Origin of the sequence: Enterococcus wangshanyuanii, from assembly GCF_002197645.1 — a bacterium.
Lineage (GTDB): Bacteria > Bacillota > Bacilli > Lactobacillales > Enterococcaceae > Enterococcus_L > Enterococcus_L wangshanyuanii.
Genome location: NZ_CP021874.1, coordinates 2,324,543 through 2,339,754, shown reverse-complemented (window position 1 = coordinate 2,339,754; position 15,212 = coordinate 2,324,543). Strand labels below are relative to the sequence as shown.

At 35.8% G+C, this 15,212-nt stretch carries 19 protein-coding genes; 16 read left to right on the top strand and 3 right to left on the bottom strand.

Annotated features, from left to right (window positions below; all coding sequences use genetic code 11):
- The first annotated feature begins 17 nt into the window (after nt 1-17).
- From CC204_RS11575 to CC204_RS11565, 3 genes are all read left to right on the top strand, one after another.
- Complete coding sequence (locus tag CC204_RS11575; RefSeq protein WP_088270291.1) at nt 18-803, top strand: sulfite exporter TauE/SafE family protein; 786 nt, start codon at nt 18-20, stop codon at nt 801-803.
- Between the two features lie 92 nt (nt 804-895).
- Nucleotides 896-1,333 carry a putative periplasmic lipoprotein gene (locus CC204_RS11570; RefSeq protein WP_088270289.1) on the top strand — a complete coding sequence of 146 codons (438 nt, stop codon included), beginning with the start codon at nt 896-898 and terminating at the stop codon, nt 1,331-1,333.
- Nucleotides 1,334-1,349: 16 nt separating this feature from the next.
- Nucleotides 1,350-1,778: a GNAT family N-acetyltransferase gene (locus tag CC204_RS11565; protein ID WP_088270287.1), complete on the top strand. Its 429-nt coding sequence runs from the start codon at nt 1,350-1,352 to the stop codon at nt 1,776-1,778.
- A 47-nt stretch (nt 1,779-1,825) separates the two neighbouring features.
- Here CC204_RS11565 and mscL read toward each other — a convergent pair whose 3' ends face one another.
- A complete protein-coding gene (gene mscL / locus CC204_RS11560; protein WP_088270286.1) occupies nt 1,826-2,281 on the bottom strand; it encodes a large conductance mechanosensitive channel protein MscL in 456 nt (151 codons plus the stop codon).
- A gap of 205 nt (nt 2,282-2,486) precedes the next feature.
- Between mscL and yfmF the strand changes: the two genes are divergently transcribed.
- The 8 genes from yfmF to CC204_RS11525 all read left to right on the top strand — a co-directional run bounded on the left by yfmF (nt 2,487) and on the right by CC204_RS11525 (nt 9,856).
- On the top strand, nt 2,487-3,755 hold the full coding sequence (gene yfmF, locus CC204_RS11555) for an EF-P 5-aminopentanol modification-associated protein YfmF (RefSeq protein WP_088270284.1): 1,269 nt from the start codon (nt 2,487-2,489) through the stop codon (nt 3,753-3,755).
- Entirely contained in the window at nt 3,748-5,040 is a 1,293-nt protein-coding gene (gene yfmH / locus CC204_RS11550) for an EF-P 5-aminopentanol modification-associated protein YfmH (RefSeq protein ID WP_088270283.1), read from the top strand. The genes yfmF and yfmH overlap by 8 nt, the downstream gene beginning before the upstream one ends.
- 309 nt (nt 5,041-5,349) lie before the next feature.
- On the top strand, nt 5,350-6,309 hold the full coding sequence (locus tag CC204_RS11545; protein WP_088270281.1) for a helix-turn-helix domain-containing protein: 960 nt from the start codon (nt 5,350-5,352) through the stop codon (nt 6,307-6,309).
- Between the two features lie 195 nt (nt 6,310-6,504).
- Nucleotides 6,505-7,083 carry a CDP-diacylglycerol--glycerol-3-phosphate 3-phosphatidyltransferase gene (gene pgsA / locus CC204_RS11540; protein WP_088270279.1) on the top strand — a complete coding sequence of 193 codons (579 nt, stop codon included), beginning with the start codon at nt 6,505-6,507 and terminating at the stop codon, nt 7,081-7,083.
- Nucleotides 7,084-7,351: 268 nt separating this feature from the next.
- On the top strand, nt 7,352-8,017 hold the full coding sequence (locus tag CC204_RS11535) for a hypothetical protein (protein WP_088270278.1): 666 nt from the start codon (nt 7,352-7,354) through the stop codon (nt 8,015-8,017).
- 166 nt (nt 8,018-8,183) lie between these two features.
- Nucleotides 8,184-8,351, top strand: coding sequence for a hypothetical protein (locus CC204_RS21180; protein ID WP_157894273.1), 168 nt, complete (start codon nt 8,184-8,186; stop codon nt 8,349-8,351).
- Entirely contained in the window at nt 8,348-8,581 is a 234-nt protein-coding gene (locus CC204_RS11530) for a hypothetical protein (protein WP_088270276.1), read from the top strand. Before CC204_RS21180 ends, CC204_RS11530 begins: the two co-directional genes overlap by 4 nt.
- Before the next feature lie 132 nt (nt 8,582-8,713).
- Nucleotides 8,714-9,856 carry a C47 family peptidase gene (locus CC204_RS11525; protein ID WP_088270275.1) on the top strand — a complete coding sequence of 381 codons (1,143 nt, stop codon included), beginning with the start codon at nt 8,714-8,716 and terminating at the stop codon, nt 9,854-9,856.
- 25 nt (nt 9,857-9,881) lie between these two features.
- Here CC204_RS11525 and CC204_RS11520 read toward each other — a convergent pair whose 3' ends face one another.
- A complete protein-coding gene (locus tag CC204_RS11520) occupies nt 9,882-10,262 on the bottom strand; it encodes a hypothetical protein (RefSeq protein ID WP_088270274.1) in 381 nt (126 codons plus the stop codon).
- A gap of 485 nt (nt 10,263-10,747) precedes the next feature.
- On the opposite strand from CC204_RS11520, the gene CC204_RS21515 reads away from it, so the two are divergent.
- From CC204_RS21515 to CC204_RS11500, 5 genes are all read left to right on the top strand, one after another.
- On the top strand, nt 10,748-11,374 hold the full coding sequence (locus CC204_RS21515; RefSeq protein ID WP_227011137.1) for a hypothetical protein: 627 nt from the start codon (nt 10,748-10,750) through the stop codon (nt 11,372-11,374).
- 149 nt (nt 11,375-11,523) lie between these two features.
- Nucleotides 11,524-11,730 carry a hypothetical protein gene (locus tag CC204_RS11510; RefSeq protein WP_087641066.1) on the top strand — a complete coding sequence of 69 codons (207 nt, stop codon included), beginning with the start codon at nt 11,524-11,526 and terminating at the stop codon, nt 11,728-11,730.
- A gap of 21 nt (nt 11,731-11,751) precedes the next feature.
- Complete coding sequence (locus tag CC204_RS11505) at nt 11,752-12,438, top strand: lysozyme (protein ID WP_088270272.1); 687 nt, start codon at nt 11,752-11,754, stop codon at nt 12,436-12,438.
- A gap of 314 nt (nt 12,439-12,752) precedes the next feature.
- Nucleotides 12,753-12,881, top strand: a complete 129-nt coding sequence (locus CC204_RS21705) for a hypothetical protein (protein WP_257790116.1) — start codon at nt 12,753-12,755, stop codon at nt 12,879-12,881.
- 10 nt (nt 12,882-12,891) lie between these two features.
- On the top strand, nt 12,892-13,080 hold the full coding sequence (locus CC204_RS11500; protein WP_088270270.1) for a hypothetical protein: 189 nt from the start codon (nt 12,892-12,894) through the stop codon (nt 13,078-13,080).
- Between the two features lie 205 nt (nt 13,081-13,285).
- Here the strand turns inward: CC204_RS11500 and CC204_RS11495 are convergent, their stop codons facing one another.
- Nucleotides 13,286-14,716 (bottom strand): DUF1958 domain-containing protein, encoded by a 1,431-nt coding sequence (locus CC204_RS11495; protein ID WP_088270268.1) that lies wholly within the window; start codon nt 14,714-14,716, stop codon nt 13,286-13,288.
- Nucleotides 14,717-15,212: the final 496 nt, after the last annotated feature.

Sequence of the window (15,212 nt, the reverse complement as noted above, 5' to 3'; positions counted from 1 at the left end):
CTAGGAGATGACACGATTTGCTTGTAGGGATAATTTATTTCCTTGTGATTATATTCGCGAATACAGTTGGAGCTATTTCTGGCATGGGTGGCGGTGTGATCATCAAGCCGGTGTTAGATGCCCTTCATTTTCACCCGTTAGCGGCGATCTCATTTTATTCTAGTGTAGCAGTCTTCACCATGTCGATCGTTTCGACATTAAGGCAGCTAAAAAATGGATTGACGTTACGCGTTCAGATCGCGTTACTTGTTTCTTTGGGATCAGTTATTGGCGGTATTGCTGGAAATAGCAGCTTCGAATTTTTGCTTAAGTGGTTCTCGGATGAGAAATATGTACAGCTGATCCAGATTGTTTTAACGATCATGACATTGATGTTTGCCTTTACTTACACCAAATTTGGTAAAGAACGGACGCTACATTTAACTGCCCCTTTTTGGTATGTGACAGTTGGAGTATTTTTAGGATTTATTTCTACTTTACTAGGTATTGGCGGTGGACCAATCAATGTTGCTCTGTTGATGCTATGCTTTGGTATTGCAATTAAGGAAGCGACTGTTTATTCGATCATCACGATTTTCTTTTCACAAGCAGCGAAGCTAATGACGATCGCGCAAGGAAATGGTTTCGGACGTTTTGATTTGAGTTTGTTGCTTTATGTGGTTCCAGCAGCGATCATTGGCGGGTTTGTAGGAGCCTTGATCAGTGGAAAAGTATCCTCTGAACGAGTCACACAGATTTATCAAGTAGTGATTCTACTTGTGTTGCTGCTAAATATATGGAATGGGATTCGTTTATTTTTTTAATGAAGAAAAACAGTTAAAGCTTGTCAGCCGCAGGTTTTAGCTGCTTTTCTATTTATGCTATAATTAATCAAGATTAAAAAAGGGGAATTGAGATGAAAAAAATTGTTAAAGTGATGCTATTTGCTGGTTTGATGTTTTTACTTGTTGGGTGTGCGTCTAATACAGCTGAAAATATCGAAGTGAATGATGATAAGGTTCCATCTGTTTACTCAGTGATCGGGGAGAAAAAAATCGTTGGTACAAATAGCGAAGTAAAAAATAAAGTTCGAATGACAACACTGACATATAAAGCAGGCAGTATCAGTGAAAAAGAATTACAAAAGTATATCGAGTACTTAAGAGAAAAAGAAGGTTATGTATATACATTAGATTCTAAGCAATCAGAAGAAGGAACGTTGATTCAATTAGGCAAAGAGTCTAAAACAAAAGGAAATATCGTTTTGGTAGACTTTTTATATCCTTCAATGGACAGTGAAAGCATGAAGGTCATGTATCGCTCAGGGCCAGGATCGCTAAAAATGAATGAGTAAAGCAAGGAGCTAAAAGATGGACTATCATGTAAAAGAATTTTCGAATCTAACCACAAAGGAGTTTTTTGATATTGCTAAGTTGCGGACAGCCGTTTTTGTAGTCGAACAGAATTGTCCATATCAAGAGATCGATGATGTTGATGAGTATGCGATACATACGTGGTTGCAGGAAGAGCAGGCTATTGTAGGCTATATCCGAATCATCGATAATGGTGAAACAGTGTCTTTTGGCAGAGTGCTGATCAATCCTAATTATCGAAAGCAAGGGTTAGGGAATCTTCTTTTAGAAAAAACGCTGAATGTGATTTCAGAAAAATATCCGGATAGGCCAATCATTATTGGGGCTCAGGCGCATCTGACCGATTTTTACGGTAGGTTTGGCTTTAAAGAAATTTCAGAGGTTTATTTGGAAGATGATATTCCTCATGTGAAGATGAGGAAATAAAAAAAGTTGGTGAAGTGATTTCACCAACTTTTTTATCGATCATTCACTTAATTCTTATTATCTGTAGCTGATTCTTTAGTAACGGCAACTGTTTTTTCAGCATTTTGTGCAGCCAGTAAATCACGGATCTGCTCAAGATAATCTTCACTCGTAAGCAGGATTTCTTCTGTTTTATCTGCTTCGGCTTCTGGTTTTTTCTTCATTCGATTTGCAGCTTTCACGATTAGGAATAATACAAACGCAGTAATTAAAAAGGTAATAATAGCACTGATCACATCACCGATTTTAAACGGTACACCTTTCACTGAAAATACAAGAGCTCCCAATGCATCATCCGCACTTTGTTTGCCTGTAGTCATGACAAAAACCAGACTAACTAACGGTGTGATCAACCCATCCACGACTTTTGTGACGATGGCAGTAAACGCAGAACCGATCACGACCCCAACAGCTAAATCAAGGACACTGCCGCGCATAATAAATTCTTTAAATTCTTTGATCATAAAATTATCCTCCCTTTCTCAAATCCAGTATACAGAAAAACTGAAAAATTTTGAAATGAAAGACTCTTACATCAAGGAAACGCTGCAGAGCTGTGCTATAATTGAATAGATGCGGAAAATCTTAAAAAAAGATTTAAAAACAGCCAGATGATTGTATTTCATGCTGGGTTTTATTATGATGAAAAAATAAAGAGGAGCTGACAAGATGCCGATTGCATTAGCACAAGGAGTCAACTTACACGTTGTCCCAACAGAAAAATATAAAACGGTTCGTATTTTGGTTCGATTCAATACGCGTTTAAATAAAGAAATAATCACTAAACGAACACTTTTATCTAGTTTATTAGAAACAAATAGCCTGAACTATCCTGATCAGGTCAAATTAAGCGGCAAGCTAGCAGAATTATACGGTGCCAGCTTTGGAATCAACGTCAACAAAAAAGGCAACCTGCACTGGCTGAATGTTTCAATGAATTTTGTGAATGATCGCTATTTAGAAAATACCCATGTGTTAGAGGATGCAGTTGATTTTATCAAAGAAATCATTTTCTACCCAAATATCATTGAGGGCAAATTTGAAGCCGAAACATTTCAGCGGGAAAAGGAAAATTTGCTTGCCTATTATGAAAGTGTTTCAGAAGACAAACAAGTCTATTCTTCTTTAGCGTTGCAAAACCTTTATTTCAGCCAATCAGCAGATCAAAGAATTCCAAGTTTTGGCACTCGTTCTGATTTAGAAAACGAAACTGCTGAAAGCCTTGCAGCGTATCACGAACAGATGCTCAAGGAAGATCAAGTCGATATTTTTGTTTTGGGAGATGTGGATGAAACGACGGTTGCCACTCTTTTCAAAGCGTTACCTTTTGAAGATCGCAGTGCTGGTAAAGCGGATGTTTTCTATACGCAGCCTTCTAGAAATGTGATCGAAGAACGCTCAGAGCAAGAAAAACTGGCGCAGTCTAAACTTAATTTAGGCTATCACACGGATATTTTTTATGGAGATGAAAATTACTTTGCTTTACAGATTTTTAATGGTGTTTTCGGAGGTTTTCCACATTCTAAGTTATTTATGAATGTACGCGAAAAAGAGAATCTTGCCTATTATGCCTCAAGCAGTATCGATACATTCCGTGGATTTTTAAGCGTCCAAACAGGGATCGATGGTAAAAATCGGAACCAAGTATTGCACTTGATCGCACAAGAATTAGAAAATATTCGTCAAGGAAACGTAACTGAGCTTGAAATCAAACAAACCAAAGCGATGCTGAAAAACCAATATTTACTTTCTTTAGACAACGCTGGAGCTGTCTTGGAAACGGAGTATCTGGATGATTTGATCCCTCATTTACGTTTAGAAGATGATGAATGGATCCGTCGCATGGAAGCCGTCACGTTAGCAGATGTACAACGAGTGGCTAAGCGAATCCAGCTGCAAGCTATTTTCTTTTTGGAAGGAGAAAAAACGGATGCATAAAAAAGAATACCCTCAAATCAACGAAGTTCTCTATACAGAAGTATTAGAAAATGGGCTAACAGTCTATCTGCTTCCGAAACAAGACTATAACAAGACCTATGGCTTGTTTACGACAAATTATGGCTCGATCGACAATGAATTTGTACCGCTTGGGCAAGAAGAATTTGTCAAAGTACCTGATGGGATCGCGCATTTTCTGGAACATAAAATGTTTGAAAAAGAAGATGGCGACGTGTTTCAACAATTTGGCCGTCAAGGTGCATCTGCCAATGCCTTTACGAGCTTTACGAAAACCAGCTATCTTTTTTCAACGACAGATCAAGTGGAACTGAACTTGAAGACATTGCTTGATTTTGTCCAAGAGCCTTATTTTACAGAAGAAACAGTCGAAAAAGAAAAAGGCATCATCGGTCAGGAAATCCAAATGTATTTGGATGACTCAAATTGGCGCTTATTTTTCGGTATATTAGGTAACTTATACCCTAAACACCCGCTGCATATCGATATTGCAGGGACTGTTGAAAGCATCGATGAGATTACGGCAGAAGATCTATATACATGCTACAACACATTTTATCATCCAAGTAACATGTCGTTATTTGTTGTTGGTAAAATGGAGCCAGAACAAATGATGGCCTTCATTCGTAAGAATCAAGCAGAAAAAACATTTGCTAAAGCGGCACCGATCAGACGCCATTTTCCTCAAGAAACAGCAGAAGATATCCTAAAGGAAAGTTCGATCGAAATGCCGATCAGTCGTTCAAAAGTGATTGTTGGGCTAAAAGGGCTGGATGAAGTACCTGTGGAGGGCAAAGCGTTACTGAAATACAAACTAACAGCGAATTTATTGCTACAGTTATTATTCGGAAATACGTCTCAAAACTATTTGACTTTGTATAACGAAGGTCTTTTGGATGACAGCTTTGGTTACGAATTTAGCTTAGATCGAAGCTTCCATTTTGCTGATTTTGGCGGCGATAGTGATTATCCTGAGCAATTGGCAGAACGCATTGAAGAAATTCTGTTGACGGTTGCTCAAAGTACGGAATTGACAGAAGAAAATCTTTCTTTATTGAAGAAAAAAATGATCGGTAAATATTTCCAATCACTAAATTCATTAGAATACATTGCCAATCAATTTTCACAATCACTTTATGGAGAAACAACATTGTTTGATACACCTGAAGTTATCGAAAGTATTCAATTATCTGATATCACAGAGCTCGCTGAAAAATTCATCGATCAAAAAGGGTTGAGCCGTTTTTATATGCACCCAAAAAAATAATGAAAGAACAAATAGGAGTGATTTCCTAGTACTTGAAATTTGGAGCCGAAATCTCTCTATCTTAAATAAATAAAAGTCCGATATTTCTTTAAAAACTTTCAAAAATGTTATCCTCATCAGTATTTTTTTGTGGTATTCTTAAAAGAGTTGAATAATCAAAAAATGTGACTATTTCACTAAGTGATTTACTACTAGAAGTCAATAAAACAAACTGAAACGATATAAAAAGAGTGAATGTGGACAAAGCAACCCCTTCACTAATACCAAAAAAGCGATCGATAAATTAGAGAGACTGGAGAAGATGGACGAGTGGCCAGCGTAAATATAGGAAAAAAATTAAGAGATGCAAGGCTTCAGCGCAATATGTCCTTAGACGAGCTGCAGCAAATTACTAAAACACAAAAACGCTATTTGATAGCAATCGAAGAAAACGACTTTGATTCAATGCCGGGTACCTTTTATGTGCGTGCCTTCATTCGCCAGTATGCAAGTGCTGTTGGTTTGGATGGAAATGAATTAGTTGAAGTTTACGATGGGAAAACGGAAGAAGAGGCAGCTGAATCATCGATTCATTATGAGACGCTTGATGAGTCACGTACACAGATGTACGATGAAGAAAGCTCTTTTAAACGCTTTACACGCAGTTTACCAGCAATTATTTTTTCTTTGATCGGTCTAGCAATTGCTGTCGTTGTTTTTTATATTACTTGGCAAGACCGTCAGGCAAATCCGATCATTCAAAAACCGGATACTGCAATAATCAGAGAATCTTCGTCTGATTTTAGCTCAGAATCAAGTCAGGAGCCAGTCTCAAGTACGACAGAATCCTCATCTACGACTAGTTCAAGTTCCTCAGAACCTAAAGAACCGACTGTGGTCAGCTTCTTAGGTGAATCTGGTACAACTGTAAATATGAGTGCGACAAATGCTGCAACGCCGACTAAACTTGATTTTTCTGCAGTTACAGCTCCTTGTTGGGTTGGTGTATATATCCCAACAGCTGAGAATAATGACAATGGCTATTTCTTCCAACAAACAGTTCAGCCCGGTCAAACACAATCTGTAGAGATTCCAGAGGGAACCACTCAGTTTACGATCAGTTTGGGTGCTTCTGAGTACATGGAATTTAAAGTTGATGGGCAAGCCGCTGTATTTAATCCGAATAATACAGGCATTGGACCTAGAAATATCAATATGAATCTTGAGTATGCACAAACACAACCATCGTCACAGTCATCAGAACAAGTGCAACAAACACCGCCAGCATAATAAAAAGCAGGTTGGTTTAATAGAATGAGCGGGAAGAATTTACAGAAGAGCCAAGGCTCATCGTAGATATTTTCTCGCTCATTTATTGAAATCGATGATCGAAAGGATAGATGAGTTATTCATGATATGACTTTTTTCGTGACAGTCGTCATCAGATACCGTAAAATGAGTAGGAAAAGAGAGGGGCAATAAGCGTTGAATTTACCAAATAAATTAACTGTTCTTAGAATTTTTATGATTCCGATTTTTATTATTGTTGTTAGTGTTCCGATGGATTGGGGCACGATCACATTTGGAGGAGCGTCGTTAGCGATCACTCAGCTAGTTGGTGCTGTAATTTTTGCAGTTGCCAGTATCACAGATTGGCTAGATGGGAAAATTGCTCGTTCTCGCGGGCTAGTGACAAACTTTGGTAAGTTTGCAGATCCATTGGCTGATAAGATGTTGGTAATGACAGCTTTTATCGTGCTTGTTGCACAGCAAAAAGCACCAGCATGGGTCGTTGCGATCATTGTTTGTAGAGAGTTAGCAGTTACTGGCTTGCGTCTATTATTGGTTGAAGGCGGCGAGGTAATGGCAGCAGCCTGGCCTGGAAAAATCAAAACAGCGACGCAAATGGTGGCGATCATTCTATTATTGATCAATAATATTCCATTTACAGCTATTGGCTTGCCAGTTGATTTAATCATGCTATACATTTGTTTGATCTTTACGATTTATTCAGGTGTCGATTATTTTGTAAAAAATGCAGATGTTTTTAAGGGATCGATGTAACAAAGAATAAAGAAAAACCAGAATGAAAAACCAGACTTTTTGCTCTTTTTAGAGTGAAAAGTCTGGTTTTTTCTTTTTTACAAAAAAATATTCACAGTGCTAAAATACTTATATATCAGTGGTTAGAGCGTTTTTTGAAAAATTTTTGACTATTGTTTATAAAATAATAGTTTACTTTTCTAAAAAGAGTGGTTATAATCTGTGTATCGGAACTATTATTTTATGAACAGTAGTATTCGAACAAAAAAATAAATTGGAGGAATCAATAATGAACAAATTTGTAAAAGGTTTACTAGTTGCTGGGGTAGCTTTATCGATTGGAGGAGCAGGTTTAACAGCTGTAACAACTCAAGCACACGCGACTTCAGTACAATCTGCGGATACAACTGCAAAAATCAATGCATTGATCCAAGAAAAACAAGAAGTGATCAACAAGAAAAAAGTTAGCAGAAATGGTTTGGAGCAAAAAGCGTTAGGCATCCGTCTAGGCGAAATCGAACGTGAAATTCAAGCATTGAAAAACGGTACGTCAACAGGTGGCTCAACTGGAAGCACAACAACACCATCTACACCTGCTAATGATACAGCAGCAAAAATCAACGCATTGATCCAAGAAAAACAAGAACTGATCAACAAGAAAAAAGTCAGCACAAACTGGCAAGAACAACAAGCGTTAGGAATTCGTATCGGCGAAATCGAACGTGAAATCCAAGCATTGAAAAATGGCAGCTCAACAGGTAGTTCAACTGGAAGTTCAACAACACCATCTACACCTGTAGAAGATAATGCAGCAAAAATCGCAGCATTGATCCAAGAAAAACAAGAATTAGTAAACAAGAAAAAAGTTTCTCGTGACAAAAACGAGCAAAAAGCATTAGGCAAACAAATCGATGCAATCGAAAAAGAAATCAAACAATTAAAGAAAAACAAATAATATCTTTTAGACAGACTTACTAAATTTCAACTTTCTTACCCGAATTTGTGTGAATATAATAAAAAGTAACTGCGTCAGACTGTAGACAAAGTCCCGAAAAAGGGATGATGTCTACAGTTTTTTATATTCAACATATTGATAGCGTTTTAAAAAAGGCGAGAAAGAAATGATGTCAAAACTCCCAATAAATGTAAGGAATCAATACATAATGATTTCTTTGGAAGAACTTGTTCCGGAAGATTACTTGATTCGAAAAGTAGATAAAGTAAACGTTTATTCTTGTATGCACCATTATCCAGTAAAGCGTACGGTTCAGCAAAGAGCTATTTTATGATTGCATACACGCCTTTGTGCCGATCTGCCCTAATGACAGGAGAAGCGCTAGAAAGTGCACATAAGAAGTTTATTAGCGATTATCAAGACTCAGTCAGTGGAGTCGATACAGATTATGATTTTAATTACAAGTATTCTAACTTTTTTAGTCTATTAGTTGTTTGGAACATTTATGATGTTGCAAAAGGATATGGTCGACTATCACAAACAATAGTGATCAATAAGGTATAGACAAAAAAATATTTTTAGTAAGTGTAACGTGATTATTTTCTTTGAGTAAAAAATAAATAATAAAATGTATTGCTTGGATGTGTTTTATAATATATTATTAGTAATATATTGTTTAACAAAAGGAGAGATTATATGAGAAAAATTTTATTAGGGTTACTTTTTAGTGGAATGTTATTTGTTGGTGGAAATGTTTACGCTAATGAAGAAAGTATGTTAACTGTAAAAACAGAAACTGTGGATCAAGCTCTTGTTAATTATGCTACAGATAATCTGTCATTCTATCTAAAAGGAATGATAAAGGCTGAGGAAGGGGAAGGAAGTTTATTAGATTACAAGCTCTCGTCACCATTTTCATTACTTGAAAAAAGGAATGAAAATAATCTAACGCTTTTTCCAATAACAAAAGACGGAAAAATTGAGTATATTTTTTATATAAAGAAAGAAAATGAAGGTTATTCTTCTAAACTTTCAAGAATGATGGTCGATGAATTGAATAGCTTAATTAGTCAGGGAAAAGGTAATTCAGTAGTGCTAGTAGCTTCTGAAGATGGAAGTATTTACTATGAAGGTGATACTGGTTTATCGTTACTATGGCAGAATCCTGACCCAGAAATCCAAGGTTCTAAAGAAAATTCTGCTGGAGAAGTACTAGATGAGTATGAATCAAAGGATTTAGATATGATTTCCTTAAACGATACAATAGACTACGTTATTACGGGAAGCTCGGAAGTGGTGAAAGATTCTAATTCTAAACTAGCTCCAAGATCAACGACAGTAAATAAGTTTGGGACGTCAATAAATTGGAAAATTTCAGAAAATCAACAAGGAAATAACTGGTGTATGGCATACGCCACGACAATGATTTTGATTAATAAAAATGATGCACGGGCGACTAAGGTTTCGGATGTTGTAAAATGGGGAAAAAAAGGTAAGAATGATGGATTTACTCCGGAAGAAATAATCAAATATGCAAATACTCGAGGAGTCTACCCTAAACTTCTTGAAAGACCAACCACATGGACAGAAAGTTTAAAAGAATTCAGAAAGAGTAATGGATTGCTCGGGTTATGGAAGTCACAAGTTAATACATTTCATGCTATTGACTTGTTAGGAACATACTCAGAAAATTATATGGGGAAACAGATGAATGGGTATGTTATTTGGAATCCGTGGAATAAATATACAGAAATAGTTGATGCTTCTCCTAAACAAATAAAATATATAGCGAATTCAACTCGAACATATACTTGGATAGGCACAATAACTAATTGGTAATTAAAAAGAGTTAAGTAGAAAATTTCTACTTAACTCTTTTTAAAATTATTGGAGGGGATTCACCAACTAAATTTTCATCTGGGTTCGCAGAAAAATAAAATTCTAGTTGATTATTATTAATCATATGAAATGAGTAAATTGAACCTGTATCATGAGATTTTAAAATAAGATCTTCCTTGGTATCTTCAACAGTAACCAAATTATTATTTTCAGAGAAATCAAAATTATCTAGCGCCAACTTAAACAAATGGTCATCATTTTTTTTTATAGTAACTTCTTTCTCAGTATCACTTACAGTTTGCCAAGTTCCAACAAATGCTGAATGTACTTTATCTTTGGTTCCATTGCACCCCACTAAAATAGAAAATAAAGCAATGGTTATAAGAAAATATGATAAAGATTTCAAATTAATTCTCCATTCCTGATTATTAAGACATTTAGATAAATAATGTATACATTAATCATACCATAGAATAGTATAACTTCAACAACTTTTAATAAATCGAAATTGTACAATAGAGTATATTCTATTGTACAAATAAGAAATACCAGAAGATTAAGTTTTCCACCTGTTCAAAGAAGTTTCTCAAAATAAAAGTTTAGGATAGAGAAATTATCTATCCTATTTTGTTCATAAAAGTATCCATGCCAAAAACATTGGTTTTTGACATGGAATAAGAGTTGTCTAAAAGTTACTTCTTTTTCATTTAGTCCATGTGTAATGATTTCATACTTTTTCTTCATATAAGACGTGTACTTTTTTCCTTTACAAAAATTTTATAGCACAACTTGGGAGAGTATTAACAGAGAATGGATAGTCTTAACATAAAAAAATTTACTATACTAACGTTGTAAGATCTTATAAAAACAAATGTTAGGAGGTAGTAAAATATGGCAAAAACACTTGGAGAGGTACGAAGTTTTCTCGATAGTCTTATTGGGAAAGTAACTGTTGATAAGTCCAATTCTGCATTAAATGGTCAATGTGTGAGTTTGATTAAAAACGTACTTGAATTTGTTGGAGCACCGAATCCCTATGCGGCGCGAGGTAATGCTAAAGACATTCCTAGCACGTATACTACTCAAGGAATTGCAAAAGTGGGTTCTGGTACGCTAAACATAGCAGTCAATAGAAATGGTGGCGGAGGCTATGGACATGTTTGGGTAAAAATCGGTTCTGATAGTTGGCAAGCGAACTGGGCAGGTTTTCCTGTTAAAAAAAATGTGGGGGAAGATCCTATCACAGACATTTTGAATTTAGACCAATGGATTTCAAATGGCAATATTTCAACATCAGGAGAACTTTTCGATACGCCATGCTTTTTTGAAGTAGAAGGAGATCCAACTCTTTATTATTTTGATGGCAAAGGAATTACAGGAATTGCTCACCCAGATGAAAAAGGAATTCTCAATACAATTTATAAAGCAAATTACGGGAAAGATATGCCTACAGTGCGAAGAACTGTAGGTTGGTTCTCAAGATTGCGTAGCGTTTCTACACGTCCAATTGTAAAATGAGAGGTTAGTTTGGTTGAGTAATTAAATAGAAGAAATGTGGGAGTTTTTCGAAAGGTTTTGACAGTAATTTACAAGTAGAATAGGTTTATAGAAATGACAGCGCTGATATTTCTATTATAGAATTGATTAAAAATAGGAGGAAAATGATTATGAAATGTTTTTTTGAAGTAGAAGGAGATCCAACTCTTTATTATTTTGACGGTAAAGGAATTACAGGAATTGCTCATCCAGATGAAAAAGGAATTTTGAATACAATCTATAAGGCGAATTATGGAAAAGATATGCCAACAGTACGTCGAGCTGTCGGTTGGTTCTCAAGATTGCGCAGTGTGTCAACGCGCCCTCTTGTAAAATAATCGTATTCAGGAGGCAAAATGATGGCAAATGAGAATATGAAGATTTCTCAAGATGGTAGAAATTTAATCAAGAAATGGGAAGGTCTCCGGTTAACTGCTTATCAAGATTCCGTAGGAGTCTGGACTATTGGATATGGTCATACTAAAGGGGTTTATGCCGGAATGACGATTACTGAAAATCAGGCGAATGCTTTCTTGGATGAGGATATCAAGTCACATGCGGCTGGAATCTTTAACTATGTGACAGTACAATTAACCCAAGGACAATTTGATGCGCTAGTAAGTTTTCACTTTAATCTGGGACCTGCGATTCTTGCGGGGTCACAATTGCTAGTTTATCTGAACAGTAGACAATGGCAAGCGGCAGCAAATGAAATGAAAAAATATGTTTATGCAGGCGGCCAAATTTTACAAGGTTTGGTCAATCGTAGAAATGATGAAGTTGCTTTATTTTTGAAAGAGGGCGGAGTTATTGAACCAAGCAAAGATATGCTTGGTGATACACCATGCTTTTTTGAAGTAGAAGGGGATCCAACTCTTTATTATTTTGACGGTAAAGGAATTACAGGAATTGCTCATCCAGATGAAAAAGGAATTTTGAATACAATCTATAAAGCAAATTATGGGAAAGATATGCCTACAGTACGTAGAGCTGTCGGTTGGTTCTCAAGATTGCGCAGTGTATCGACTAGACCTTTAGTAAAATAAGTAATTAATCAATAAAATAAGATCTTACCATTTATAAATATGGTAAGGTCTTATTTTATTGTCCTATTTTTGCTATCAAAACTTAAAAAGTATCGATCAAAGAAAATTGGATACCACCAATCAGATTACTAGGCTATCAAAAGTTACGTTCATAATTTGAAAAGTATTAGAGCTGACACAAAAAGTGTGTCAGCTTTTCTTAAATAAGCGATTTCCAAAAACGTTCGTTTTTGGTAGTTAAATAATATTCACTATACTTTAATTATGGTGTGATTTTTTAATACTATAATTAAAGTATGAGAAGGAAGAAATTTATGAATTTAGATGAGTTAGGGCAGATGACTTTTCCTAGAGTAAGTGAACGTTGGAACAAAGAATGCTCATATGCTTATCAGCAATACAAAAAACATCCTAAAAAAATTTTATCTGAGAAGAATAGATGAAGTAGAGATTATGAGCGGTGGTCAATTGGTTTATTATGGTCAAGATAGTTTATTAGAATCGTATTCTGAAGATGACAAATTCGTAAAATGTGTGATTGACTTGTCAATTATGACAATAGAAATAGTTTGCAAAAATATTACAGTAAAAAAGATTGACATGAAAGATGTATCATTTTTCTGGAATGATAAGAATAAATAGATTTTGTAAATAAAATTTCTAGATAGAGCAAATTGAGAGCAAAACAAGGTCTCTTTAATAATAATAATTCAATTACAGTGAGGATAACTAAGAGTTGAAATCAATAACTTTTAGTGATAGTGACTTTAGGAATATTGTCTGATTTTAAAACTAAAAAAACGCAGTTGCCATACAAAGCAACTGCGTTTTTTGTATTTTCTATGATTTAAAGCCAAGGTCCAACGACCAATGTATAAATACTTAAACCCACTCCGGCAAGAGCTAAAAGAACGCCTATGATCAATAAAGGATTGAACTTCTTAGAGCTTCCTGCAGCAGGCTCTTTTCTAAATAATTTTGCCAAAGCCATGAATAGTAAACCTAAAATAATCAGCAATCCATTTACAAAGAAAGTCGACAGTCCATTCTTCTGGTTTGCATTTTTTAAGAAGGCAGAATTTTGTATGGCCTTTAATTTTTTAGCATACTGAAATTCAACGCTTGGTGCAGCAATTGTAGAAGATACTTGGCTAAGCCCATTATCAAAAGTTACTTGATTGGCAGACAGGGTGAAATTCGGCTGTGCCTCTTTTTGAATCACACCATAGAGGTCTTGCGTCAAGATAACTTCTTCTTGATTGATGGTTTGGTCTCCTTTAGCTAACAGCTGCTTATACTCATAAGTCGAAAACGCACGATCAAAAAGAGCATTACCAAAGGCGTGACGTTGTAATTCACCAGTTTGATCTTCCCAATCACCGACACCAAGGATCACTTCGATCAGACGTGTTTCCCCGCGGACAGCCGTTGCTGCATAGTTGAAGCCGCCGGTTGGACTAGAGCCGGTTTTTAAGCCATCTGTACCTTCGTAACCATAAGCAAGTCCTGGTAGAGAGTAATTATGATTCTCTAAAACTTCAGCGTAAGGTGTATTTTCCATGATCGTGATTTGGGTTGGGCTTGTATACGTCACTGTTTCCGGATATTCCTTCAACAAGTGATAGCTTAAAATCGCCAAATCACGGGCGGTTGAAACATTGTCTGCATTTTGATCGATGCCAGCGGGATTGTAATAGCCATTGAATGAAGCTGTGTCGGCACCGCTGCAGTTATAGAACGTCGATTTAGTCATACCTAGCTCTTTTGCCTTATCGTTCATCATATGAATGAACTTTACTTCATCGTTTGCTGTGACCAGATTGGCGAGCATCACCGTTGCAACATTTGAGGATTGAACCATTACAGCATAGAGTAAATCGCGAACAGGATAATCAACGCCAGAGACGATGTTATTATTGCTCAATTCATAGATTTGTGAAATCGCCTGATCACTGTCTGTTGCTTTCACAGTCGTGTCTAAAGTGAACTTCCCTTGTGCGATTGCTTCAAAAACAAGATAAGCAGACATCAGTTTAGCGATACTAGCAGGATTCCAAGCAAGATCAGGATTATCTTCCCATAAAACCTGTCCTGTATGAGCTTCAATCACAATGGAAGCTTTAGGTCTGTAATAGTCACTTGTTTCGTAACCAGCGTTTTGGGTAATGGTCAATAAATCTTCTTCCGCATAAGCATCTACAGCAGCAAAAATACTTGCAGCATAACCAAAGACTAGAAGCAGAGTGCTTATCCTTAATAAAATTGTTTTTTTCTTCATAATAAATATAAACATCCTTTGTTATTCATCCGGTTCAGCTAAAAGTGACCGAATATTTTAAAATGTCATTCTAATTAGAACCTGAATTCTCTTTTTTCTAAATTATGTGTGTTCAAAAATGTATTGTAACAGATTTTACTTCTTGTTGTCCGAAAATAAAATTTTTTTTAGAAAAAGGACAACTTAACCGTGCAGACAATCGGTTCTATTTTTTTCAATATAAAACATCACTAATTTAATGTGCGAAATCACTCTTTATTATGCTCACAAACTTCTCCTTCTTACCAACAATATGTAAAATATTATAAAAGTAACTAGTTTCATTTTACGTGAAAATGAATGAAAGAGATACGGTTTTAGGCGATTTTTAATAAAAAGTAATGATTACAGGAAAATAAGCTCATCCTCTCTTTTTTACTATAGTTACTTTAACGAACGATTCCTCGAAAAAAGTAATTTCCAGTTAAGTTTGGTATACTTTAAAGAGATGGAGGTG